This window comes from Mesorhizobium sp. M0768 (genome assembly GCF_040320195.1).
Taxonomy (GTDB): Bacteria; Pseudomonadota; Alphaproteobacteria; order Rhizobiales; family Rhizobiaceae; genus Mesorhizobium.
In genome coordinates, this window is the sequence record NZ_JAMYPD010000018.1 from 16236 (window position 1) to 36602 (window position 20367).

General features: G+C 60.3%; 19 protein-coding genes and 3 pseudogenes. 12 read left to right on the forward strand and 10 right to left on the reverse strand.

Annotated elements, in window-relative coordinates:
* Nucleotides 1–134 precede the first annotated feature (134 nt).
* Nucleotides 135–713: a GFA family protein gene (locus NKI08_RS34720; RefSeq protein ID WP_502898637.1), complete on the reverse strand. Its 579-nt coding sequence runs from the start codon at nt 711–713 to the stop codon at nt 135–137.
* Nucleotides 641–1006, reverse strand: a complete 366-nt coding sequence (locus tag NKI08_RS21365) for a VOC family protein (protein WP_352473465.1) — start codon at nt 1004–1006, stop codon at nt 641–643. Before NKI08_RS21365 ends, NKI08_RS34720 begins: the two co-directional genes overlap by 73 nt.
* Before the next feature lie 88 nt (nt 1007–1094).
* On the opposite strand from NKI08_RS21365, the gene NKI08_RS21370 reads away from it, so the two are divergent.
* The 3 genes from NKI08_RS21370 to NKI08_RS21380 all read left to right on the forward strand — a co-directional run bounded on the left by NKI08_RS21370 (nt 1095) and on the right by NKI08_RS21380 (nt 3992).
* Nucleotides 1095–1751 (forward strand): TetR/AcrR family transcriptional regulator, encoded by a 657-nt coding sequence (locus tag NKI08_RS21370; protein ID WP_352473464.1) that lies wholly within the window; start codon nt 1095–1097, stop codon nt 1749–1751.
* A 704-nt stretch (nt 1752–2455) separates the two neighbouring features.
* Nucleotides 2456–3025: a TetR/AcrR family transcriptional regulator gene (locus tag NKI08_RS21375; protein ID WP_352772004.1), complete on the forward strand. Its 570-nt coding sequence runs from the start codon at nt 2456–2458 to the stop codon at nt 3023–3025.
* 49 nt (nt 3026–3074) lie between these two features.
* A complete protein-coding gene (locus NKI08_RS21380) occupies nt 3075–3992 on the forward strand; it encodes an oxidoreductase (protein ID WP_352502127.1) in 918 nt (305 codons plus the stop codon).
* Between the two features lie 713 nt (nt 3993–4705).
* On the opposite strand, the pseudogene NKI08_RS21385 reads toward NKI08_RS21380, so the two are convergent.
* The 5 genes and pseudogenes from NKI08_RS21385 to NKI08_RS21405 form a co-directional block, all read right to left on the reverse strand.
* Nucleotides 4706–4818: pseudogene (locus NKI08_RS21385) on the reverse strand (alpha/beta fold hydrolase); the annotation flags it as partial.
* A gap of 3 nt (nt 4819–4821) precedes the next feature.
* Nucleotides 4822–5634 (reverse strand): SDR family NAD(P)-dependent oxidoreductase, encoded by an 813-nt coding sequence (locus tag NKI08_RS21390; RefSeq protein ID WP_352473461.1) that lies wholly within the window; start codon nt 5632–5634, stop codon nt 4822–4824.
* A gap of 25 nt (nt 5635–5659) precedes the next feature.
* Nucleotides 5660–6166, reverse strand: a complete 507-nt coding sequence (locus NKI08_RS21395) for an SRPBCC domain-containing protein (protein ID WP_352450990.1) — start codon at nt 6164–6166, stop codon at nt 5660–5662.
* 3 nt (nt 6167–6169) lie between these two features.
* Nucleotides 6170–6769: an NADPH-dependent F420 reductase gene (locus NKI08_RS21400; protein ID WP_352473459.1), complete on the reverse strand. Its 600-nt coding sequence runs from the start codon at nt 6767–6769 to the stop codon at nt 6170–6172.
* Between the two features lie 62 nt (nt 6770–6831).
* A complete protein-coding gene (locus NKI08_RS21405; RefSeq protein ID WP_352772007.1) occupies nt 6832–7566 on the reverse strand; it encodes an SDR family NAD(P)-dependent oxidoreductase in 735 nt (244 codons plus the stop codon).
* Between the two features lie 276 nt (nt 7567–7842).
* On the opposite strand from NKI08_RS21405, the gene NKI08_RS21410 reads away from it, so the two are divergent.
* From NKI08_RS21410 to NKI08_RS34725, 3 genes and pseudogenes are all read left to right on the forward strand, one after another.
* On the forward strand, nt 7843–8739 hold the full coding sequence (locus tag NKI08_RS21410; RefSeq protein ID WP_352502130.1) for a LysR family transcriptional regulator: 897 nt from the start codon (nt 7843–7845) through the stop codon (nt 8737–8739).
* A gap of 508 nt (nt 8740–9247) precedes the next feature.
* Complete coding sequence (locus NKI08_RS21415) at nt 9248–9835, forward strand: NAD(P)H-dependent oxidoreductase (protein WP_352772071.1); 588 nt, start codon at nt 9248–9250, stop codon at nt 9833–9835.
* Nucleotides 9836–9931: 96 nt separating this feature from the next.
* Nucleotides 9932–10095 (forward strand): annotated as a pseudogene (locus NKI08_RS34725) (GMP synthase (glutamine-hydrolyzing)); the annotation flags it as partial.
* Nucleotides 10096–10741: 646 nt separating this feature from the next.
* On the opposite strand, the gene NKI08_RS21425 reads toward NKI08_RS34725, so the two are convergent.
* Nucleotides 10742–11392, reverse strand: a complete 651-nt coding sequence (locus NKI08_RS21425; protein ID WP_352473455.1) for a TetR/AcrR family transcriptional regulator — start codon at nt 11390–11392, stop codon at nt 10742–10744.
* Nucleotides 11393–11469: 77 nt separating this feature from the next.
* On the opposite strand from NKI08_RS21425, the gene NKI08_RS21430 reads away from it, so the two are divergent.
* Together NKI08_RS21430 and NKI08_RS21435 are read left to right on the forward strand one after the other, a co-directional pair.
* Nucleotides 11470–11688, forward strand: a complete 219-nt coding sequence (locus NKI08_RS21430) for a hypothetical protein (RefSeq protein WP_352772010.1) — start codon at nt 11470–11472, stop codon at nt 11686–11688.
* The gene (locus tag NKI08_RS21435; RefSeq protein ID WP_352473452.1) at nt 11681–12574 is read left to right on the forward strand and encodes an NAD(P)/FAD-dependent oxidoreductase; all 894 of its coding nucleotides are present in this window, start codon (nt 11681–11683) and stop codon (nt 12572–12574) included. Before NKI08_RS21430 ends, NKI08_RS21435 begins: the two co-directional genes overlap by 8 nt.
* A 1117-nt stretch (nt 12575–13691) precedes the next feature.
* Here NKI08_RS21435 and NKI08_RS21440 read toward each other — a convergent pair.
* Both NKI08_RS21440 and NKI08_RS21445 read right to left on the reverse strand, forming a co-directional pair.
* Nucleotides 13692–14024, reverse strand: a pseudogene (locus tag NKI08_RS21440) (hypothetical protein); the annotation flags it as partial.
* On the reverse strand, nt 13942–15984 hold the full coding sequence (locus tag NKI08_RS21445; RefSeq protein WP_352772012.1) for a N,N-dimethylformamidase beta subunit family domain-containing protein: 2043 nt from the start codon (nt 15982–15984) through the stop codon (nt 13942–13944). The gene NKI08_RS21445 and the pseudogene NKI08_RS21440, both read right to left, overlap by 83 nt.
* Nucleotides 15985–16210: 226 nt before the next feature.
* Between NKI08_RS21445 and NKI08_RS21450 the strand changes: the two genes are divergently transcribed.
* The 4 genes from NKI08_RS21450 (at nt 16211) to hutC (ending at nt 20188) form a co-directional block, all read left to right on the forward strand.
* On the forward strand, nt 16211–16984 hold the full coding sequence (locus NKI08_RS21450; RefSeq protein ID WP_352473450.1) for an SDR family NAD(P)-dependent oxidoreductase: 774 nt from the start codon (nt 16211–16213) through the stop codon (nt 16982–16984).
* A gap of 80 nt (nt 16985–17064) precedes the next feature.
* The gene (gene hisD / locus NKI08_RS21455) at nt 17065–18387 is read left to right on the forward strand and encodes a histidinol dehydrogenase (RefSeq protein ID WP_352502137.1); all 1323 of its coding nucleotides are present in this window, start codon (nt 17065–17067) and stop codon (nt 18385–18387) included.
* A 15-nt stretch (nt 18388–18402) separates the two neighbouring features.
* Nucleotides 18403–19425 (forward strand): zinc-dependent alcohol dehydrogenase, encoded by a 1023-nt coding sequence (locus tag NKI08_RS21460; RefSeq protein WP_352772073.1) that lies wholly within the window; start codon nt 18403–18405, stop codon nt 19423–19425.
* 31 nt (nt 19426–19456) lie between these two features.
* Nucleotides 19457–20188, forward strand: a complete 732-nt coding sequence (gene hutC, locus NKI08_RS21465) for a histidine utilization transcriptional repressor HutC (RefSeq protein ID WP_352502138.1) — start codon at nt 19457–19459, stop codon at nt 20186–20188.
* Nucleotides 20189–20367: the final 179 nt, after the last annotated feature.

Here is a 20367-nt window from a genome sequence, read left to right on the forward strand (position 1 = left end):
ACTTGAACAGCCGGGCAGGGCTGATCGTGGCGGATCGCCTACAGAAATTCGTTCAGGCCTGAACCCTGAGCGGCAAGGCTGTATCCGATTTGCGCACCTATCTGAATGTCTTATCGCGCAGGCTGGCGGCCGGTTTATCGACCTAGCAACATCGCCACGCGCGATGCCAAAAGTTTAACGACGAACCCTAGAGGATAACCCCGGTGGCTCGGCACGTCGTCAGGAATGACATCGCTGTCCGACTTGAACTTCGTGCAAATCCGCAGCTGCAGTGGCGGGAGTTCTCCGTGAAACCGCGCTCTGTATACCGAGACCCAATGCGGACCTCTATCGAAGTTCATTAACATCGCTGAATTGCAGCACATGGCGATGACCCTATTCGTGGCTGAAGTTTCCTTAAGCTTGTAACCCCTCAGCAATTCGGCCCCCTTGGAGCACTCGATGCGGTCCTTTCGATAGAGGATGTATGCGGTGCCGCCATCGGGATCGCGTATGGCGCCAGCACCTGGCAAAGCTTCGATCTGATCAGCTCCCTTCCGGCAGTCGTCGCAGTAGCAGGCACTGCTCACGATCGGCCTGCCAAAGGCTTTGAGTTCGACGCCACCGCAAGAGCAAGTTGCGGTCATGATAGGTGAGTGCGTCATCTGCTGGTGATCATCATGCGATTGCCCTCGCTGTCCCGAAATTCCGCGATCGTGCGCCCCGGTTGCCATGGCGCGGGGCGCGGTTCTGCTATGATCTCGGCGCCTCGCGATTTGAGTCTCTGAACGGTGACTTCGATTTCGTTGTCAACCAGCACGAGGACGGGCCCCTCAGATGGTGTTTCGTCCTTGCGCCTTAGGAAGTGGAGGGTGGTTTCGGCCCCTGGAAATCCGAGTTCGATCCATCGCCAGCCATCATTGCTCATGGGCTGATCGGCGACGATGCGGCAATTCAGGTGATCGATGTAGAACGCCTTGGCGCGTTCCTGGTCGAACACTGGAAGCTCCGCGAACTGGATGTGCATTGTCGATCTCTCCCCATTGCATCTCGGTCCAAATCAAACTAGACGGTCCAGTACCCATGAGTCAATCGGCAGCGGACACGCCAGGAGCATGACCACGACGCGTTCAGCAGGTGCTACAGAAGAACTCGAACCGCACGGACGGTCGGCGAAAAAGCGCCGGGCCATCCTCGATGCGGCTACAGAGGTGTTTCTGCAAAAGGGCTATCTGGCCACCAACATGGACGAGATCGCGGCGCTTGCGGCGGTGTCGAAACAGACCGTCTACAAGAATTTTCCGAGCAAGGAGACGCTGTTCGTAGAGATCGTGAGCAGCGTGACCAATCGAGCCAGCGATAGGGTCCACAGTAAAATGCCCGAACTCGCCGAGGGCGAAGATATTGCCGATTATCTTCAGCGCTATGCGTACCGACAGCTTGCCACCGTGCTCACGCCGCGCGTCATGCAGCTGCGCCGTCTGGTGATCGGCGAGGTCGGCCGCTTCCCGGAACTGGCAAAGGCACTCTTCGATGGCGGACCCGGGCGCGCAATTGCGGCGATGGCAGTGTTGTTCGAGCGTTTGGCTGATCACGGCCTGCTTGCGATCGATGATCCGGCCGTCGCCGCTTCCCAGTTCAATTGGTTGATTATGGGCGAGCCATTGAACAGGGCCATGCTGTTGGGTGACGAGTCGATTCCGAAACCGGCGAAGCTTCGACGGCACGCCGCGGCCGGCGTACGGGTGTTCCTTGCGTCATACGGCAAGTGAGGCACGCCACGGCGACGAGCGAATGCCGGGCGCAACCGTGCGGACCGCTCGGCCGTGTTTGACGGTCCTTTTTTGGTCCCCAGTGGGTCGCGGCTTGTTGCGGCGCGGCTGCCGAAAATAGACCGATTGTTGTCGATAGTCGCCGAAACCGAGCCGATCCCGAATCGCCGAAATTCCCTTTTGAAATCAAGAGCGCAGATTTCTGACGGATCGCAGAGTCGGTTCTTTAGGGCGTGCCGAAAAGTTTGTGCTGCCGCGTCAACGCGTTACGATGGCTCAAAACGATCGAGTGGGAGTGAGGGGAGCGTAGTTTCGGATACTGCGGGAAACTGTGTCGTAGGGTAGGCGGCTCACACATCTCGATAGATACCGAGTAATGTCCGCTTGTGGTGCCGTTCACGCTTTTGGATTGGTCAGGGCTGGGCGTGCCATCACCTGCTCTCATCGAAGTAGGCATGATGATGCCCCGGGGACTGCAATCAAGGCCCTGAATTCAATGCATTTCCCTTTCGATAGACATCTCGATCCCCACTGCGTCCCTTATTGAAAAGGCAGCCGCAGCCTCATGGTGTGTGCCCACACAATCTTCATTCGAGCTTGGTCGGTATGGACCGCGAAAGATGCGGGGCTACATCCCTTGACCAATCTCATGCTATTCCCTATATAATCGAGTATGTACTCACTCAATGTCGTTGGACGGAAATATGGCGCGTCCCCTCAGTGAAGAAAAGCGACAGGCACTGCTCGATGCAGCGGCCGAGTTCGTCGCCAGCCTGGGCACAGGCGCGTCCACGGCCAAGATCGCAAAGGCTGCTGGCGTGTCTGAGGGAACGCTGTTCACTTACTTTCCAACCAAGGACGATCTGCTCAACCAGCTCTTTCTCGAGATCCAGGCCGACTTGGTAGAGATGATGCTGGCGCCATATCCGGCGGACGCCTCCCCCAAAGACCGACTATTCGCGGTCTGGAACCGTCTGATTGACTGGGGACTGGCTCACGCCACGGCGCGCAAGGCCCTTCGTCAGTTGAAGGTGTCGGATCGCGTGACAGCGGAAAGCCGGAACCGGTGTCACGCCATGCAGCGGGATGCGCGGACGATGGTAGAGGAGTGTCTCGCCGGCCATGCCGCGCCTGACAGGATCGCCTTCTACATCGATACCATTCTCTTCGACTTGGCAGACATCAGCATCAACGCGGTCACAGCCAAACCTCAGGAAAGTGACGCCATCCGGCAGGCCGGGTTCGACCTTTTCTGGAAGGGGTCTGCCGCCTGAGTTTTAGCCCCTAAATGAGTATGTAGTCACTCATAGATAAGGATCGAAAATGTCGAATTGCAAGGGTTTCACCGAAGCTAACGTTCCCAAGCAGACGGGAAAAAGCTTCATCGTCACAGGCGCCAACGCCGGCGTCGGGTTCGAAATCGCGCGGGTGCTTGCCGCCAGGGGCGCGCGCGTCCTGCTTGGCTGCCGCGAGCAGACCAGGGCGCAGGACGCCATCGCGCGGATCAAGCGGATCACGCCGAATGCCGATCTCGTCTGGTTGCCGCTCGACCTCGGTGACCTGGACAGCGTTCGCACCGCAGCCGAGATCGCGGCGAAGGAGCCACGGATCGATGCGCTCATCAACAATGCCGCGATCATGAATCCGCCGCTGACGCGCACGAAGCAGGGGTTCGAATCGCAGTTCGGCGTCAATCATCTCGGCGTGTTCGCGCTCACCTCGCTGCTCCTGCCCAAACTGGCGGAGACGCCGGGATCGCGGGTGGTCGTGACCTCGAGCATCGCGCATCTGAAGGCCAAGATCGACTGGGACGACCTCAACGCCGACAAGAGCTACATCAAGACCGATCGCTACGGCGGCAGCAAATTGGCGAACGCGCTGTTCTTCTTCGAACTGGATCGTCGCCTGCGCGCGCCGAAGTCGCCCGTCACAGCCATCGGCGTTCACCCTGGCGTCGCCAATACAAGTCTTGGCCGCCACATGGGGATTGTCCAGATCGCAGGCCCAATCGTCGGCCTGCTGCTCAATAGCTCCGACAAGGGCGCGTGGCCAGCACTTTTGGCTGCGACCGGCAAGGTGAAGCCCGGAGGCTATTACGGTCCCACCGGCCTTGGCGGAATCCGCGGTGTAGCCGGCGAAGCAAAGCGCGCGCCGCATGCCGAAGATCCCGCGCTTGCGAAGCGGCTCTGGGACGTCTCCATCGCCATGACCGGCATCGATCCAGGCTTGCCGGCCACCTGACTTCACGGCGACACGGTGCGTCAGGCCCTCGTGTAGGCTTGCTCTGGGGCGCGGATTGGACGAGCCTCGCCCGGGCGACGAAACCTTGCTATAAGAGACATGACGGTACTTTTCCGCTGTTAGCGGAGCGGCTCCCAGCCGCTAAAAATCGGTTCTCAGAGGCAATCGACCTCGATAGATGCCGAAACCATGCGAAAAATATTCAGTGAAAAGTCTGTTTAAAATCAATAGCGTAGATTTTTGACAGCCCCCATGTCGGCTATTGTCATCTAAACTGAGAAATTTCGAGCGAAATCAGCTGCTTATGGTCCGTCCGAACAATCGAGTGGGAGTGAGGGGGCGTGCGGTAGAGTAGGTTGGAGTACTGTGGGATATATTCGGAAATTGTTGGTCAACGATAGGAGGCGATAGTTCGCGGGCGATTCTGCAAGAACAAGCAGCCGTTTTGCAGGTCGGCGATAGACCTTCGATTATGTGTAGAGATGCTCAAAGGGATCGATCCACCGCGCCGTTCACAGCACATGCTTTGGATTGGGATCGGAGCGCCGATCCAATTCCTCGGACAATAGACATCATGTTCCGTGGATTTGTATCATGGTCTAAGCCCCGGGGCGGGACCAACGAGACGAGCACACAGCCGCCGAGCACAGCGGGGACGGCGCCGTAGCTGAATACGTTCTCGTGCCTCGCATAGTTTCAGAGTGCTCCCGCAATGCGTGGATCGTGCGCATGCCGTGCGCCAGATCCCTGTAGACTTAAGCGTGCCATGCTTCAGCAGCTTGGCCGACAGCGGACCCGAGTTGGCGAACGGAACAATTTGGTCGTCCTGCTACGCGACGAAGCGGACCACGCCACCATCCACCCGCAAAGCCGCGCCGGTGGTCGCCGAAGCCTGCTCCGAGCATGTGTAGATGATCATGTTGGCCACCTCATCGGTGGTCGCGAAGCGGTGGATGAGGCTCGTCGGACGCATCGCCTGCAGGAAGCCCTGCTCGGCTTCGTGCTGCGTGATTCCATTTGCGTCAGCCTGTTTCGCCATGAAGTTGCCCAGGATCTCAGAGCGGGTAGGTCCCGGCAGGACGGCGTTGACGGTGACGCCCGTGCCCGCGACCGCCTCGGCAAGCCCGCGTGAGACCGCGAGTTGAGCGGTCTTGGTCATGCCATAGTCGAGCATTTCCTTAGGGATGTTGACTGCGGATTCGCTACTTATGAACACGATGCGGCCCCAGCCTTTCGCCACCATCCGCGGCAGGTAATGACGGCTCGCGCGCACGCCACTCATTACGTTCAACTGGAAGAGGTCAAGCCAGTCCTCATCGGGGATATTTGCGATATCCTCGACGCCGTTGTAGCTCCGGATGTGTGCTGTACCGACGTTGTTCACAAGGATATCGGCGTCAGGCGCATGCGCGATCAAGGCCTTTGCCCCCTCCGCTGTCGCAAGATCAGCGGCGATACCCGAGATGTCGCTGCCGGGGAAGGCCTGCCGCATCTGCCGCACCGCCTCATCGACCCGAGCGTTTCCACGGCCGTTGACGACGACCGATGCACCGGCACGTGCCAACCCCTCCGCCGTCGCGCGGCCGATACCGGCGGTGGATCCGGTAACAATGGCCTTGCGGCCTTTGAGTTCGATATTCATCTCCAAAATTAAACAGGAAGCGCAATCAATCCACTGTCGTCTTCGCTGTTTCCGCCTCCGCTGCGTGGGCGAGGCTTTCGACCCAGTCTTGGTGATACCGATAGAGTGCGCCGGGATGTTTGCGCCCGAGTTCATCGAGGAAGAAGGGGCCCTGCTGCGTTTCCTCGGTCAGCACATGGCAGCCATGGTCCGTAGGCGTGATGACCCAGCCATGGTATGCGCTTGAGCCGGTCTCGTCGCCATCAACTGTCGTCGCCCATGCGAGCCTGCGAAGGGGCTCGCATTCCGTCACGACCAGACTCATCGGAAATCCAACCGTCACACGGCTGTATCGCGTTCCGAGCGCCAGTTCCGGCTCCCCCGTCAGAATCTTGACCTGATCCTCGGCGGGAAAGTAGCTCGACCAATTCTCGGCTTCGACGAGCAGCTTCCAGACCGCTTCAGGCGGCGCCTTCACGTCAATGTCGTTGAGTGCGTAGATGGCCGACGTTTTCGGATCATATCGCTCGGGCCAAGTCACATGGTCGTACATCGATTACTGCTCCTTCTTGAACAAATCCTGGAAGATGAGCTGGCCCCAAGTGCGGCCGCGCGCGTGCACCAGCGCGCCACCCTCGTTGAGCTTTCCCAGCTTGACGGGTGCGAACCCGAGTTGTTTGGCCAAGGCCGCCACGGGAGCGGTCGCGTCCTCGTCGTCGCTCGACAGAAAGACGACACGGTGCCCGCCCTGGACGATCGGATCGGCAGCCAGAGAGGCCGCACCCAGATGATTGAACCCTTTGACGAGCTTGGCGCCGGTGAACGCCTTCGCGACGAAGGCGGAGGACGGGAGACCGTCCAGCTCTTCAGGCACTGGAAACGCGTTCATCGCGTCGATGACTGTCTTGCCTTCCCAGCTCGGCAGAGCCTTCGCAACCTCGCGATGCTCCCCGAACGGGACTGCCAAGATGATTGTGTCGGCCTCGAGTGCATCCCGCAGCGACTTGGCGACTACCGTGGGTCCAATCGCCCGAGCCTGCGGCGCCAACGCCTCGGGCGGTCGGCGGCTCGCGACGGCCACGTCGATGTTTTTACGGGCGAAGGCGTGGGCGAGGGCCTGGCCTATCTTACCGAATCCTACAATTGCGTAGCTCATGATCTTCTCCGATCCGTGTTGGTATTGATTTCCCCGGCCTTCAACGGCGCTGGGTTAGCGCGTCAGAGTTGCGCAAGACCGCCGTCAACGGCGACCTCGCTGGCAGTCATGAAGCTGCTGTCCGACGACGCGAGAAAGGCCGCCGCCGCCCCGATCTCCGCCGGATCGGCCATGCGCTGGAGCGGAGTCATCGAGGCGAAGACCTTCTGGCCCTCCTCGCCTAGCGCTTCCTTCGCTAGCTCGGTCGCAGTGGCCCCGGGCGACAGCACGTTTACCCGGATGCCGGTGCCCTTTAGGTCCTCCGCCCAGGTCCGCGCGAGGTTGCGCACTGCCGCCTTGCTCGCGCTGTAGGCGCTCATCCCCGGGGCGCCCGTGGTGCCAGCGCTCGATCCGGTCAGGATTATCGAACCGCCCTCGCTCATCAGCGGCAGCGCCTTCTGGATCGTGAAGATCGTACCCTTCACATTGGTGTCGAAGGTTTCGTCAATGTGCTCGGCGGTGATCTCGCCGAGCCGAAGCTGGCTTCCCGCCCCGGCATTGGCAAAGACGATGTCGAGGGTTCCACGCTCGGCCTTCACCGCAGCGTAAAGTCGGTCGAGGTCGGTCAGATCGGAGACCGAGCCCTTCACCGCGCTGGCATTGGGCCCGAGGTCGGCCACAGCGGCGTCGAGCGCTTCCTGCCGACGGCCGAAGATGAAAACGAAGGCGCCCTCCTCGATGAAGCGCTTTGCTGCGGCGCGGCCGATGCCGGTAGCGCCGCCGGTGATGACTGCAACCTTCCCTTCAAGCTTTCCCATGACTTATCCTTCCAGGCCTTCGCCTTTGGTTGTGCGGGGACACCCCCGAGAACCTCGAAATGGGTCCGCCGGCGTCAGTTGTTGAGTGCGGAAGCGCGCACATCGGTGGTGCGAAATCGATCCGGCTGGACGACTGACGCCAGCCGCGACGATCGGCGTCCGCCGTTCGGAATTGAGCTGCGCGCGTCGACATAGGCTATGATGACCGCCCGTACTGCTGTTCGATGTGTTAGATACGGGCTTTGGAAGGCGCACCGCGCGGTGCCGGATTGCACCATGATCGACTGGGATGACGTTCGCTACTTTCTTGCCGTCGCGCGCGGAGGCTCGGTGCGGGCCGCCGCCGAGCGCCTCGGTGTGAACCACTCGACCGTGCTGCGACGTGTCGCCCAGCTCGAGGAACGCCTCGGGGTGCACATGTTCGAAAAGCTGCCTTCGGGCTACCGCCTGACGACTGCGGGCGAGGAGGTCCTCGAGTTCGCGGACCAGATGGAAGTGTCGTCGCACCTGCTGGAGACGCGGGTCTTCGGGCGCGACCAGAGCGTGCGCGGGCTTCTGCGGGTGACGCTGGCACCGCCCCTCGCGACACACCTGCTCATGCCGGACTTCGCCGACTTCGCGCGTCTGCATCCGGACATCGAGATGGAAATCTTGTCGTCCGGCGAGCTGGCAAATCTGACCAACCGAGAGGCCGACGTCGCGATCCGCGTCGTCTACGACCGCAAAACCCTGCCGCTCAACCTTCACGGCCTGAAGGGACCGGAGCTGTTCGGCGGCGTCTATATGTCCTGCGATCGACTAGCCGCGTGGCGTGCGGGCGCACCTGATCCCATCCGGTGGATCGTCATAAGCATTCATGGAATTCCGGAATGGGCCAGCGAGGGTGAGGTTCGCACCACGGCGGTTCCCTTCAGGACCACGGACGCCGAGGCGCAGATCGTTGCTGTACGGCAAGGGCTCGGGATCACGACACTGCCCTGCTTCGTCGGCGATGCCGACCCCCTGCTGGCGAGGGTGCCGGGCACCGACCTGCACATGTACGGAACGCTCTGGCTTCTCACGCAGGGGGAGACACGCAAGACGAAGCGCGTACGGCTCTTCACGGAGTTCGTATCCCGCAGGCTCGCCGCGTACGCGCCGCTTCTCGCGGGGCTGTCCATATCGCGCGACTGACGCCTGGCAGGTCGCCGATGGCGCTGTCTCGAGCGGTCGGCGGCCGTCAGAAAGAAATCGACCGATTGATACCGATAGTCGCCAAAACGAGCAAATCGTGGACCGTCGAAATTGGTGTTTGAAATCAAGAGCGCAAATTTCTGACGGATCGCAAGAGGGTTCTTCGTCATGCGCAAAGGATTTGCGATAGCCAAATCAGCGAGTTACCATAGCTATGAACCATCGAGTGGGAATGAGGGGGAGTCTTAGCGAGCTGCCGAGAGCAGAGTGGCGGAAGCGATAATACCCCGGCAGATGTAGGCGATTGTCCTTGCATGGTGGCCTCTAGTCCCTCAAGGCGACGAGAAGGGCCATTCTCGGCGTTGAAAAACAATTGCTCTTTGAAGACTGTGGCGCGTACAGCTATTTCGAAATCCCATGATTGCTATGAGAAGCTTTGCCCGAGCACCGCGCCGCACGAATGATGACGCGCAGCGCAACCAAATTGGGGAGGATTCAAAATATTAGTATGCGATGTTTGATTGTCACGGCTCATCCACTCAATCCAAGCCTTTGCCAAACGCTTTCGAACGCAGCTATCGACACCCTGGTGGATGCGAAGCACCAGTGCCGACATGTTGATCTGTATCGATCTGGCTTCTTCCCGGCTCTTACACCGGCGGAGCGTGCGAGCTACTATTCCGGATTCGAGACCACAGAGGTAGCTAAAGAGATTGAGGATCTTCTCTGGGCCGAGACTATCGTCTTGATTTTTCCCACGTGGTGGTTCGGACCTCCAGCTATATTGAAGGGCTGGTTCGACAGGGTATGGGTGCCTGGTATTGCATACGATCACGCAGCCGATCTTGGTGCCATGCAACCGCGACTTCGCCAGTTAAGGAAGGTGGTTGCAATAACAACTTTGGGCTCACCTTGGTGGGTCGATTGGCTGATCCTCAGGCGGCCAGTGCGGCGTGTTCTCAAGACAGCTATTCTGAATACCTGTGCTCCTCAAGCCTCGCTTACGTTCCTTTCATTTTACAAGGTTGAAAGTCTGCCTAGGCAAGGCGTCGATGCTGCGATAAATCGCATTAGATCAACGCTACAGCGTCTATAGCTAAGCCCCGTCACAATGCTCCTTTTCCTTGAAGGGCGCACGTAGAGCAATGCCCGTGGGGACAGCGCGGCTCGTGACCGCTGCCCTTATCGGTATGTACGCGCATCACCATCGGTAGATGGCAGCACCGCGGATATCTACCGTCACGACATGGCATTCCTGGCGCAGCCGCCACCGGCATCATCAACGAGGTGCGCGGCATCAACCGCGTCGTCTATGACGTGACGAGCAAACCGCCAGGCACAATCGAGTGGGAGTGAGGGAAACGGCGATGATAGGCGGCTCTAGCGTAGAATTTCGCAGAAAATACAATGATTTGCGGGCAGGGCAGACTGCTAGCCAGGGCACCTTATCAATGCAATTGACAAACCTATCAAATCATTGAAATAGTTAAGTTTATCGGAGCGCCTGGCGCGGCTCGCAGCTTGTAGCAGATCACTCTGACGGTACTTTTGACGGTACTTTTCGTATCCGACAGAGCATTCTAAAAAGTACCGTCATTCGTTTTTGGGATTTGACGGTACTTTTCTGTGCGTCAACGCTTTGAAATATAACGAAAATTGCCCGTACCATGACATTTCTGCGCTGACGGAACTTTAGTTATCGACATACATAGTTTCAGCTTTGGCTGCGGTACCGATCGATGTTCCGGACCCGATAGCATATCGTCGGATGGCACCGTCGCATCACCTATCAAATGTTGTCCCGACTGCTGCCGGATCTGCGATGGAGAGAAGCGTCGACCGCATCCAGGCGGGAGCTTGGACCGCGGTAGATGCGAGCGTCTTTTTGTCGTTGGGAGAAAGATGAGGTGCCGCGATCTGTGCAAGCTCGGCCGCGCGCCGGCCCAATATGACGAAGCGCCTGGATACGGTCCCGGCCAAGCTGCCCGGAGCAATCAAATGCTTATCCGCCCGCGTGGTCGTTGCCACCGTGCGCGGCGATGAACATGGCGATGGCCGACCGGCAATAGGATTCGATTTCGTTGTCGTCTTCTGCTCTCGCCTGATCGAAGCGTGCGATAATCAGGAGATCGGATCCTTTGAAAAGCGCGGCAAACAAGCGGGCGGACCGGAGAGGATCGGGCACGTTCAGAACCGCCTTCGCGTGCAGCTGGCGCAACAGGGCCTCGATTTGGGCGATGACATGGGCGGGGCCGGCTTCGTAATGGAGCTTGCTTAACGACTTTTGATTCGTCTTGTCGGCCATGACCATGGCTTCGACACTGCGGACGTCTGATCTCAACAGCGTGCGAAGCAGTGATGATCCCACCGCCATGAGCTGATCGTCGACCGAACCGTCGACGCCTTCAAGAAGGGCCTGTGGTGCAAACAACTGATGGCAGCCGGCCGCGATGGCCGCGCTGTACAGCGCCTCCTTGTTCTCGAAGTGCCGATAGATGCTGAGCTTGGATATCTTCGCCCGCTGGGCGACCTTGTCCAATGTCGTCGCTTGAAAACCCAATTCCACAAAGAGTTCGCAAGCGGCGTCGAGTATCGTTTGGCCAAGCGCCTCGTTGGCGGGCCGGCCGCGCCGGCCCTGGCTGTTTTCGGTCACGACAATTCCAGTCCTTGACAGTATCCTAATTCTTGAATTACGATACCATGTAGTTTCCGAAATGTGCAAGCTAGCGGGTGGATTTCAACCTGTCCTCCAAATCAAGTTTCCCCGGGCCGCCCGGCGATATCGAATGCGGCATTGTCCGGCCGGCCAACACAGTGATGGGCGACTTTCTCGCCGATGCCGAAGCCCTGCTCGCTGCCCGTCTCGAGCGCGTATCGCTGGACGATATTTCGCGCCAGGCCCAGCCCACTCCCCTCCATCAACAACACGGAGCCCATCACCATGGATGACGTCATCATCATCGGCGGCAGCTTTGCCGGTCTCGCCGGCGCCCTGCAGCTCGGCCGTGCCCGCCGCAAGGTCACAGTTCTCGATACCGGCCTGCCGCGCAATCGCTTCGCCGGCCACTCGCATGGCCTGCTCGGTCACGATCACAAGCCACCGCTGGACATCCTGGCCGAGGTGCGGCAGCAGCTGGCGCGTTATCCCACGATCAGGCTGGTCAGTGCCCGGGCCGACAGCGTCTCCGGCGCCATCGACGATTTCTCCGTCCTCACTGGCGATGGCGAAAGCCTTGGGGCGCGGCGCCTGATCCTGAGCTATGGCGTCGCCGACCAGATGCCTGATGTTCCGGGCTTTGCCGAAAGCTGGGGCACGTCCATCGTACCCTGCCCCTATTGCGACGGCTTTGAGGCCGCCGGCCAGCATTGGGGCCTCGTCTGGTCCGGCCCGCAGTCGCACAATTATGTCAGGCTGTACCACGATTGGACCGACACGTTGACGCTCTTCGCCGATGGTCACGACATTCCACCCGATATCCGGGCCGATCTGGCGCGCCGCAACATACCTGTCGTCGATGGCCGGATCACCGAGATCGCCCATCACGGGGGCCATATCGCCACCGTCAATCTCGATACCGGCCGCAATGTCGCGGTCGACATCCTGTTCGCCCATCCGCGCAACAAGCCGTCCGCAAGCCTGCATGAATCACTGGGCCTCGCCACGGTCGATACGCCCCTCGGCATCGCACTCAAGGTCGACGAGCGCCGCGAAACTAGCATTCCCGGCATCTACGCCGCCGGCGACCTCGCCAACCCCCTCATGGCCTCGGTCACCCTGGCAACATCGCATGGCGCGACGGCGGGTATCTCCGCCCAGCAGTCGATGCTGGTTTGAGAGCACAGATTCCCTTCTCCGGTTGCCGCGGGCTATCATATTCTGAAGGTTGCGGGCCGGTGCCACGGAACGCGGGGCCCCTCTCCCCTGAGGGCCTTGGCCGCCTGAGCACCGTCATGTGTCCGCCGCTCCGCTAAACACGGGGGCTGCGCGGCGGACACGCCAACGTCAACGCAATGCCACGCCATTTTGCAGAACTTGACGCACACAACTCTCGGAGCGGGTGGGTCTTGAGGTGTCCAGTTTATGCTGCCGGGAGTGTCCAGTTTGCACTGCCAGCGGTATCCAGTTCACCTACAAACGGAGAGGGATGGCGCTTGGATGACGCTGCCGCGGCGGGTCGCGTTGTGGCGCGCTGTGCTATGAAAGTTAGTGACGGTACTTTCTTGGTTCGCTGTGAAACCCACCTGAGTTGCCCAAAGTGGGTCGGGAAAGGCGATCGACTTCGATAGATGCCAAAACCGCACAAAAAATTTTCGTGCTATTTTTCCATTTGAAATCAAGACTGTAACGTTTTGACGGCCCATGGGTCGGATTCTTGCGCGGCAACGAATAAAAAACCTAGCTATATCAATGGCCTAACTAGATTTAGAACAATCGAGTGGGAATGAGCTCAAATTCGGTCCGACGGACGTTAGGGTGTCGGGTGGGTTGTGATCAGGCGGGGAACGTACGTCACTCTGATCGCGTCCTCGCCAACCCGGTCGCTGGCCACGAGACGCAGCGTTGAAGTGGCGATGGAGCGCCTCGCCCGGCATCGGCAGCCCGGGCCGGCCCTCGGCGCCAGCGACATAGTCGTCGAGCGACTGCATCATTCCGAACACAAGCTTCGCCATGCACAGGCTCCTATCGATCGACGACGATCCGAAGGGATCGCATTCATTTATACCTCGCCCTTACTTCGTCGGTTCGTTGGCTGCACACATTCTCTGACCTGTTCACGTTGGCCGGTAAATCTGCGCCACCGCGGCCCCCGGAAAGGCTTTCGAGCTCACCAGCTTGAGAGACATCGGCGCGGCGAGTTCGGAGAACAGCGGCAGGCCTTTGCCCAGCGCCACGGGGCCACCATCAGGGCGAGCTGGTCGACCAGTCCTTGGGCGACGAGACTGCGGGCGAAGCTCACTCCGCCGTGGGCGATGATCGGCTTGCCCTCTTGGGCTTTCAACTTCGCGACTTCCTCCGCCAAGTCACCGCTCGCCACATAGGCCTCCGCCCAACTTTCACCACCGGGCTGCAATTTCGCCGGCTGGTTGCGGCTGAGGCAACTGCTGCCCGCCAGGTGGCGAGAGGCATGTGAGACGAAGCCGCTGCACGCCGACTGATTTGATTCCCAAAACCGGATACGGGTCTTTCCGTAACGGCGCCAATCAGCTGGTCGATTTTTCTCGGCCGGGTTCTCCTTTCGTCGCGCCCAGGCGGGTAAGCAGATTGAGCGTGATCCTGCCGACATCGTTCATGGCGCCTGCGGCTGGCAGCGCGCCGCACCAGGCAACCGAGCTTGCCGAAAAGATCAAGCCGCCTGCTGCGAGCTTTCGCAGGGTCATTTCGGCGCAGCGGCGGGCGATGCGTTGCTTATCCCCGCCCTCATACCAGCGCGTCGGATCCTGGAAGAAGCTGTCGGGAAATCCCGTCGCCCGCGCGATCACGACGGTGTCAGCGGAAGTGCCGAGGGCTGGATCCGTCGCATCCACTTCGTAGCCCGCGGCACCGCCCAGCACCATGCCGTCGGTGCCGAAGGTCGCATTTTCAACGCCTTCGAACAGCCATGCGCATCCTGCTTCATGGCTTTCCTCAGTGCGCGTGAAGGGGCGTGCGCCATCGAAACCCATCAATGAGATTGCACCGCCGATCAGCGAGAATTCGCCTCGGCCGCGGCAGCGGAGATAGCCGCCTGGTTCGTTGGTGATCGACAGCGCCTGTTCGGCGACCGGGCCGTCCCAGGTGCGGCCGGCCTCCAGCGGCGAGCGCCGCAACTCCATCAGGTCGTCCTTGAAAGCCACAGTGGCAGCAAAGCCGTTTCCGCCGAGATAGGCGATGCTGCCGCCTTCGGCTACAAACTGCCGCAGCGCCTGCTCCATCTCGATCGACACATATTCGGGATGACTGCCGGTGACGACGGCTTGATGTCGACGCAAACCGTCTATGCCGCATTCGTGCAACTCGTGATCGGTCATGACGTCAAACACGATTCCATTGTCGTGGCAGAATCGGAGGAAATGCAGATCGACCGGCAAATTGTGTGGGCAGCCGCAGAGCGGATAATCGTAATCGTCCCTGAGCGTCACTTTCGGCTTTTTGTAGGAGCAGATGGAAACACCGCTAAGGTCGGAATGGTAGTCGTAAAGGGATTTCAGATTGTTGGCGATCGCGAAGCGATGTCCCCGGTCGTCGCCTTTCCATTCATAAAGATGATCCGGGAGATATTCGTCCGCATAAGCGAGATAGGTGGCCGTCGGCACGAGATACAACAGCGGCGACGAAACCTGTGAAGAGGTGACGAAGAACACCACGCGTTCGTAGCCACCCTCCCATTCGGCCTGGAACGCGTAGACGCCTGGGTGTGCGTTTTCGGGGATCGTCACGCGGTGCGAGACCGGCCACTCAAGCGGGCCGATGTCGTCGTCGTGGCAATGGATAGCGTCGTAGTGCGACGGCACCAAGCGAGGCTCGAAGCTCGATCCGTCCCAGCGTGCCGAAGTCACGCAGAAGGCTGGCTGATTGATCACATCTAGGAGCAGCGGATCTGCTCCGCCCGACGACAGGATCGGTTGCGTTGGTAACAGCGTCGGGAAATCCCAGGCAACAGTCCCCTGTGGGGTGTCGAGCCGGATCGCAGCAAATTTCGCGTTGAGGGTAGGTTCGTGGTTGGTGGCACTTGCGCCGAAATGGATGCCGTGCGCCTGGAGGTTCCGCGCCGGGCCGCCAAAACCTTCATGGAGTTCGTAAGGCGCGAGACGGTCATGGGATTTGATGCGCAGACGCGATTGTTCCTGCCGCAGATCCAATTCGACGGTGAGCCACACACCAGTTGGCGCCTTCTTCTCGACAAAGGTTTCGTCACCGATTTCCACGACAAATGCGCCGTCGTCGCGGAGGCGCAGCCCGAGGGCGCCTGCTTCCAGGATCGTGCGCGCACCTTCGTTGCGCGTGAGGAACAGCTCGAAACGAATGCCGTGGACGGCTTGTACTTTGGCCAGTTCGCCGGCTCGCACGAACAGGAACGACCCCTGGTCGAAATGCCGATGCCGTGCTTCACCTATCGTTTCGATGGGCCAGGCGAGAAATTCCGGAGCCGGCTTGTCGAGCCGGCAAATTCGTGTGGCCTTTATCGGCCGATCGCATGACAGGCTGAGGTTGATCCGCTGGCCTGCTTTGGCACTCCAGGGGGTGGTATAGCCGACCACGCTCATCGCGTCGTGGTCTACTGCGCGCTTCATCTATCCCCTCCCGATGAACTCCAGATGGGCTGGGGCGAACCGCGTAGACCGGTCCGATGTCGGTCAATGCGCTGCCGCTCTGACAAGCAAAGTTCCGCATGGCGCACTACAGCCATGATGTACATGCTTGTATAGATAAGCTGCATTCGGATAGTCTCGACGCGATCGGTTCAAGCGCGACATTACCAAGGAGGATGACATGCGCAACGCATCTCTCTTCGATCTGTCAGGCAGGAAGGCGCTTGTAACCGGCGCAAGCCGTGGCATCGGGCGCAGCATCGCCGAGGCGCTCAGCGCGGCCGGCGCCGACGTCGCGGTCGCGGCGCGCAGCGTGGCCTCGCTCGAGAAGACGATGGCCGCCATCCGCACCGCCGGCGGGGTCGCGCACGCCGTCGCCCTGGATGTCACCGATGTCGACCGCTGCCGGGCGGCGACAGCCGAGGCCGGCAGCCTGCTCGGAGGTCTCGATATTCTCGTCAACAATGCGGGGGTGGAAGAGGTCCGGCCTTCACTCGATGTCGACGAGGCCTTGTGGGACCGGATTGTCGATACGAATCTCAAAGGCGCCTTCTTCTGCGCCCAAGCCGCCGCGCGGCAGATGAGAGACGCCGGACGGCCCGGCGTCATTATCAATCTCTGCTCGCTGACCTCCGAGGTTGGGGTTCCCACGGCGGTGCCGTACGGCTCGTCGAAATCAGGCCTCCTCGGCATGACGCGGGCGCTTGCTGCAGAGTGGGCCGATCTCGGGATCCGGGTCAACGCCATTGCGCCTGGCTATTTCAGAACAGCGATGACAGACGTGTTCTACAGCAACGAGGCATGGCAGCAATCGATGCTCGCCAAGATTCCGCAGCGCCGTTTTGGTGATCTCTCGGACCTGCACGGAATCGCGGTGTTCCTCGCTTCGGATGCGGCAGCCTACATAACCGGCCAGTCCATTCCCGTGGATGGAGGCTTTCTCGCATCGATTTGAAGGCTTCAGGGGCCGGAGACGTGTCCCAGAAGTGATCGACAAGCGCTAATCGTAATTGCGTTCTAACAAAAGGAGCCGCCATGTCTGACGTCAGCTTCCACCGCCTGTCATCCCTCAGCGTCGATCAGCGGGCCAGTTTACTGAAACGCGCCGAAGGAGATCTGTCTTCCTTCATCGAAAAGGTCCGTCCAATCATTCAGGCCGTCAAGGATGAAGGTGACGCGGCACTGCTCCGGTTTGCACGCGAACTCGACAAAGCCGATGTTGCCGACGGTGGACTGAAAGTTTCGGAAGCGGAGTTCGACGCGGCATTCGACAAGGTCGAAAAGGATGTCGTGGAGAGTATCCGGTTCGGCATTGAGAACATCCGGCATTTCCACGAGGAGCAGCGCCCGGAAACGATGTGGCTCAAGGAAGTTCGGCCGGGCGCCTATGCGGGTGACCGATACACACCGATTGCTTCCGTTGCGCTTTATGTGCCGCGCGGCAAAGGCGCCTTTCCCTCGGTGACGATGATGACCTCGGTTCCGGCGGTGATTGCCGGGGTTCCCCAGATCGCGATTGTGACGCCTGCGACTTCGGATGGTTCCGTCGACGCCGCGACGCTGGTTGCTGCCCGCATCGCCGGCGTGGAGACCGTGTACAAGTGCGGCGGCGCCCATGCGGTCGCCGCCGTCGCCTATGGGACCGAGACCGTGAAGCCTGCCGTCAAGATCGTCGGGCCGGGGAGCCCCTGGGTGGTGGCGGCAAAGAGCGTGTTGTCCCCGATCATCAACACAGGTCTCCCCGCCGGTCCTTCCGAAGCGATCATTTTTGCCGATCACAGCGTCGACGGCGGCTTGGCCGCTCTTGACCTGTTGATCGAGGCCGAGCACGGGCCGGATTCCTCGGCCTACCTAGTGACGCACAGCCGCAAGGTCGCCGAAGCCGCGTTGATTGCGATACCGGAACACTGGTCCAGGATGAGCGAACAGCGTGTGGAGTTCTCACGCGCGGTGCTGACTGGGAAGCGCGGCGGCATCGTGCTGACCGAGTCGCTGGAGGACAGCTACCGGTTCATCAACGACTATGCGCCGGAGCACCTCGAGATTCTGTCAGCGGAGCCATTTGCGCATCTCGGACGTATCACGGAAGCTGCCGAGATCCTCATGGGTCCGCATACGCCGGTGACCCTCGCCAACTTCGTCCTGGGACCCAATGCGGTGCTGCCGACCAGCCGGTGGGCGCGAACCTTTGGACCGCTTTCCGTGACGGATTTCGTCAAGAGATCGTCGGTCGGCTATGTGACCTCGGCGGCCTATCCGGAACTCGCCCTGCATGCCCGCAGGCTCGCCCGCTACGAAGGATTCAGCTCGCATGAGAACGCGGTTTCGGAGATCCGCGATCGCTATCTCGCCGGCTGAGCGGAAACGATGACGATGAGGGCGGCGCGGCTCCATGGACCCGGCGACCTGCGCGTCGAGGATATCGCCGCGCCAGGCGCTCCCGAGCCAGGCTGGGTGAAGCTGAGGGTCGATGCCGCAGGCATTTGCGGTTCCGATCTCCACAACTTCCGCACGGGCCAATGGATAAGCCGATCGCCTTCCACGGCCGGCCATGAGCTGACAGGCACGGTGATTGCCATCGGCGAGGGCGTGGATACCGTCGGTGTTGGCGACCGAGTGGTCGCCGATTCCCGTTTCTGGTGCGGAGAATGCGCGCAATGCCATGCAGGCAAGCGGCATCTTTGCACGTCGCTGGGCTTTGTCGGCGAGATATGCGACGGCGGATTTGCCGAACAGGCGGTCCTGCCCGCACGCCTCCTGCACATCGTCGAAGCCGTGCTTGACGAACGGGTCGCGGCGATGGCCGAGCCGCTGGCTGTAGCGTTGCACGCAGTGCGGCGTCTGCCGAAAACGGCCGGTTCCGTTCTTGTCGTCGGCTGCGGGACCATTGGCGGGCTTGCCGCACTGCTGCTTTCCCGGACATTCGCAGGTACCGTGCTCGTCGCCGACCGCAATCAGGGCCGCTGCGCCCGCGTGGCGCGGGTCACCGGCGCCAGCATCGTCGATTTGAACCGGAACGCCATCGCCGCCGCCACCGCGGATGCCCCCTTGCTCGCTGCCGTCGAAGCGACCGGCAGCATCGCAGCACTCGGCCAGTTGCTCGGCGTTCTCGACGCCGGCGGCACCGTTGCGATGGTCGGCATATTCCACGGCCGCCTCGATATCGATCCCAACATCCTGGTTGAACGCGAAATCGCATTGCTGGGATGCCACGCCTTTGCCGATGAGCTTCCCGACGCCATCCGGATGCTCGGCGAATTGAGCGAGCCCATGGTCGAACTGATCGACCGGGAGATCGGCCTGGATGATGTTCCCGCAGCCTATAAGCGGTTGTTGGCGGGACAGGGCGATGGCTTGAAAACAATCATCCGGATGCGGTCTGCCGGGCGCGTGTGATTTCCGAACCTTGCCGGAAAGGATTTTTGTAATGATCACTTTGCCCGACACCGCCAGCCCTCTTTACGAGAAGGTCAAGGACTACATCCTGACGAATATCGGAACGGGGCGATGGAGCAAGGACCGCAAGCTGCCGTCCGAAAATGAATTCGTGGCGACACTCGGCGTGTCTCGGATGACGGTCCATCGTGCCTTGCGAGAGTTGACCTCTGCGGGTTTTCTGATCCGGCTCCAGGGCGTCGGCACATTCATCGCGCCGCCTCGACCGCAATCCGCACTGATCGAGATCAACAACATCGCGGCGGAAATTGTCGCGCGGGGAAACAGGCATCGCTCCGAGGTTATCGTCCTCGAAAAGATCACGCCGACAAAGGAGCTCGCGCTTTCGTTTGAGTTTGCAAAGCGCGTGTCGGTCTACCATTCCATCGTCGTCAACTTCGAGAACGACCTGCCTGTGCAACTGGAAGAGCGCTTCGTCAACCCGGGCCTGATACCCGACTATGACAAGCAGGATTTTTCCAAGACAGCGACCTACGACTACCTCATGCAGAAAACCCCCGTGACGGAGGTCGAGCACATCATCTCGGCGACCCCTGCCGATGCCGAGACGGCGCGGTATCTGGGCATCGACGTCGGCAGCTGCTGCCTGTTTCTGCATCGCCGGACATGGACGGGCGCCGTCGTTGCCACGATCAGCAAGCTGACTTACGTTGGCAGCCGCTACTCGCTTGGCAGTCGATATTCTCCATCCAAAAAAACCTGATCGCAGTGAAGCGAATCAGAGTCGGAAGGAGGGGGGCTAACTTGTATATGCATGTATGTATTTAGCCTTGACATCCGCTGTTGCTGACGTTGAAGTGTCGTCGCACTTTCGTTGAACGGACAGCTAAGATGCCGAGGCACGGTGCCGCAAGAGCAGAAGCCCGCATTCTCACCAGGCCG

What these genes read in the sequence shown, in the direction of transcription:
- NKI08_RS34720 (WP_502898637.1), bottom strand. Translation starts at nt 713, where the DNA reads ATGGCAACCGGGGCGCACGATCGCGGAATTTCGGGACAGCGAGGGCAA.
- NKI08_RS21365 (WP_352473465.1), bottom strand. Translation starts at nt 1,006, where the DNA reads ATGCACATCCAGTTCGCGGAGCTTCCAGTGTTCGACCAGGAACGCGCC.
- NKI08_RS21370 (WP_352473464.1), top strand. Translation starts at nt 1,095, where the DNA reads ATGACCACGACGCGTTCAGCAGGTGCTACAGAAGAACTCGAACCGCAC.
- NKI08_RS21375 (WP_352772004.1), top strand. Translation starts at nt 2,456, where the DNA reads ATGGCGCGTCCCCTCAGTGAAGAAAAGCGACAGGCACTGCTCGATGCA.
- NKI08_RS21380 (WP_352502127.1), top strand. Translation starts at nt 3,075, where the DNA reads ATGTCGAATTGCAAGGGTTTCACCGAAGCTAACGTTCCCAAGCAGACG.
- NKI08_RS21390 (WP_352473461.1), bottom strand. Translation starts at nt 5,634, where the DNA reads ATGAATATCGAACTCAAAGGCCGCAAGGCCATTGTTACCGGATCCACC.
- NKI08_RS21395 (WP_352450990.1), bottom strand. Translation starts at nt 6,166, where the DNA reads ATGTACGACCATGTGACTTGGCCCGAGCGATATGATCCGAAAACGTCG.
- NKI08_RS21400 (WP_352473459.1), bottom strand. Translation starts at nt 6,769, where the DNA reads ATGAGCTACGCAATTGTAGGATTCGGTAAGATAGGCCAGGCCCTCGCC.
- NKI08_RS21405 (WP_352772007.1), bottom strand. Translation starts at nt 7,566, where the DNA reads ATGGGAAAGCTTGAAGGGAAGGTTGCAGTCATCACCGGCGGCGCTACC.
- NKI08_RS21410 (WP_352502130.1), top strand. Translation starts at nt 7,843, where the DNA reads ATGATCGACTGGGATGACGTTCGCTACTTTCTTGCCGTCGCGCGCGGA.
- NKI08_RS21415 (WP_352772071.1), top strand. Translation starts at nt 9,248, where the DNA reads ATGCGATGTTTGATTGTCACGGCTCATCCACTCAATCCAAGCCTTTGC.
- NKI08_RS21435 (WP_352473452.1), top strand. Translation starts at nt 11,681, where the DNA reads ATGGATGACGTCATCATCATCGGCGGCAGCTTTGCCGGTCTCGCCGGC.
- NKI08_RS21445 (WP_352772012.1), bottom strand. Translation starts at nt 15,984, where the DNA reads ATGAGCGTGGTCGGCTATACCACCCCCTGGAGTGCCAAAGCAGGCCAG.
- NKI08_RS21450 (WP_352473450.1), top strand. Translation starts at nt 16,211, where the DNA reads ATGCGCAACGCATCTCTCTTCGATCTGTCAGGCAGGAAGGCGCTTGTA.
- hisD (WP_352502137.1), top strand. Translation starts at nt 17,065, where the DNA reads ATGTCTGACGTCAGCTTCCACCGCCTGTCATCCCTCAGCGTCGATCAG.
- NKI08_RS21460 (WP_352772073.1), top strand. Translation starts at nt 18,403, where the DNA reads ATGAGGGCGGCGCGGCTCCATGGACCCGGCGACCTGCGCGTCGAGGAT.
- hutC (WP_352502138.1), top strand. Translation starts at nt 19,457, where the DNA reads ATGATCACTTTGCCCGACACCGCCAGCCCTCTTTACGAGAAGGTCAAG.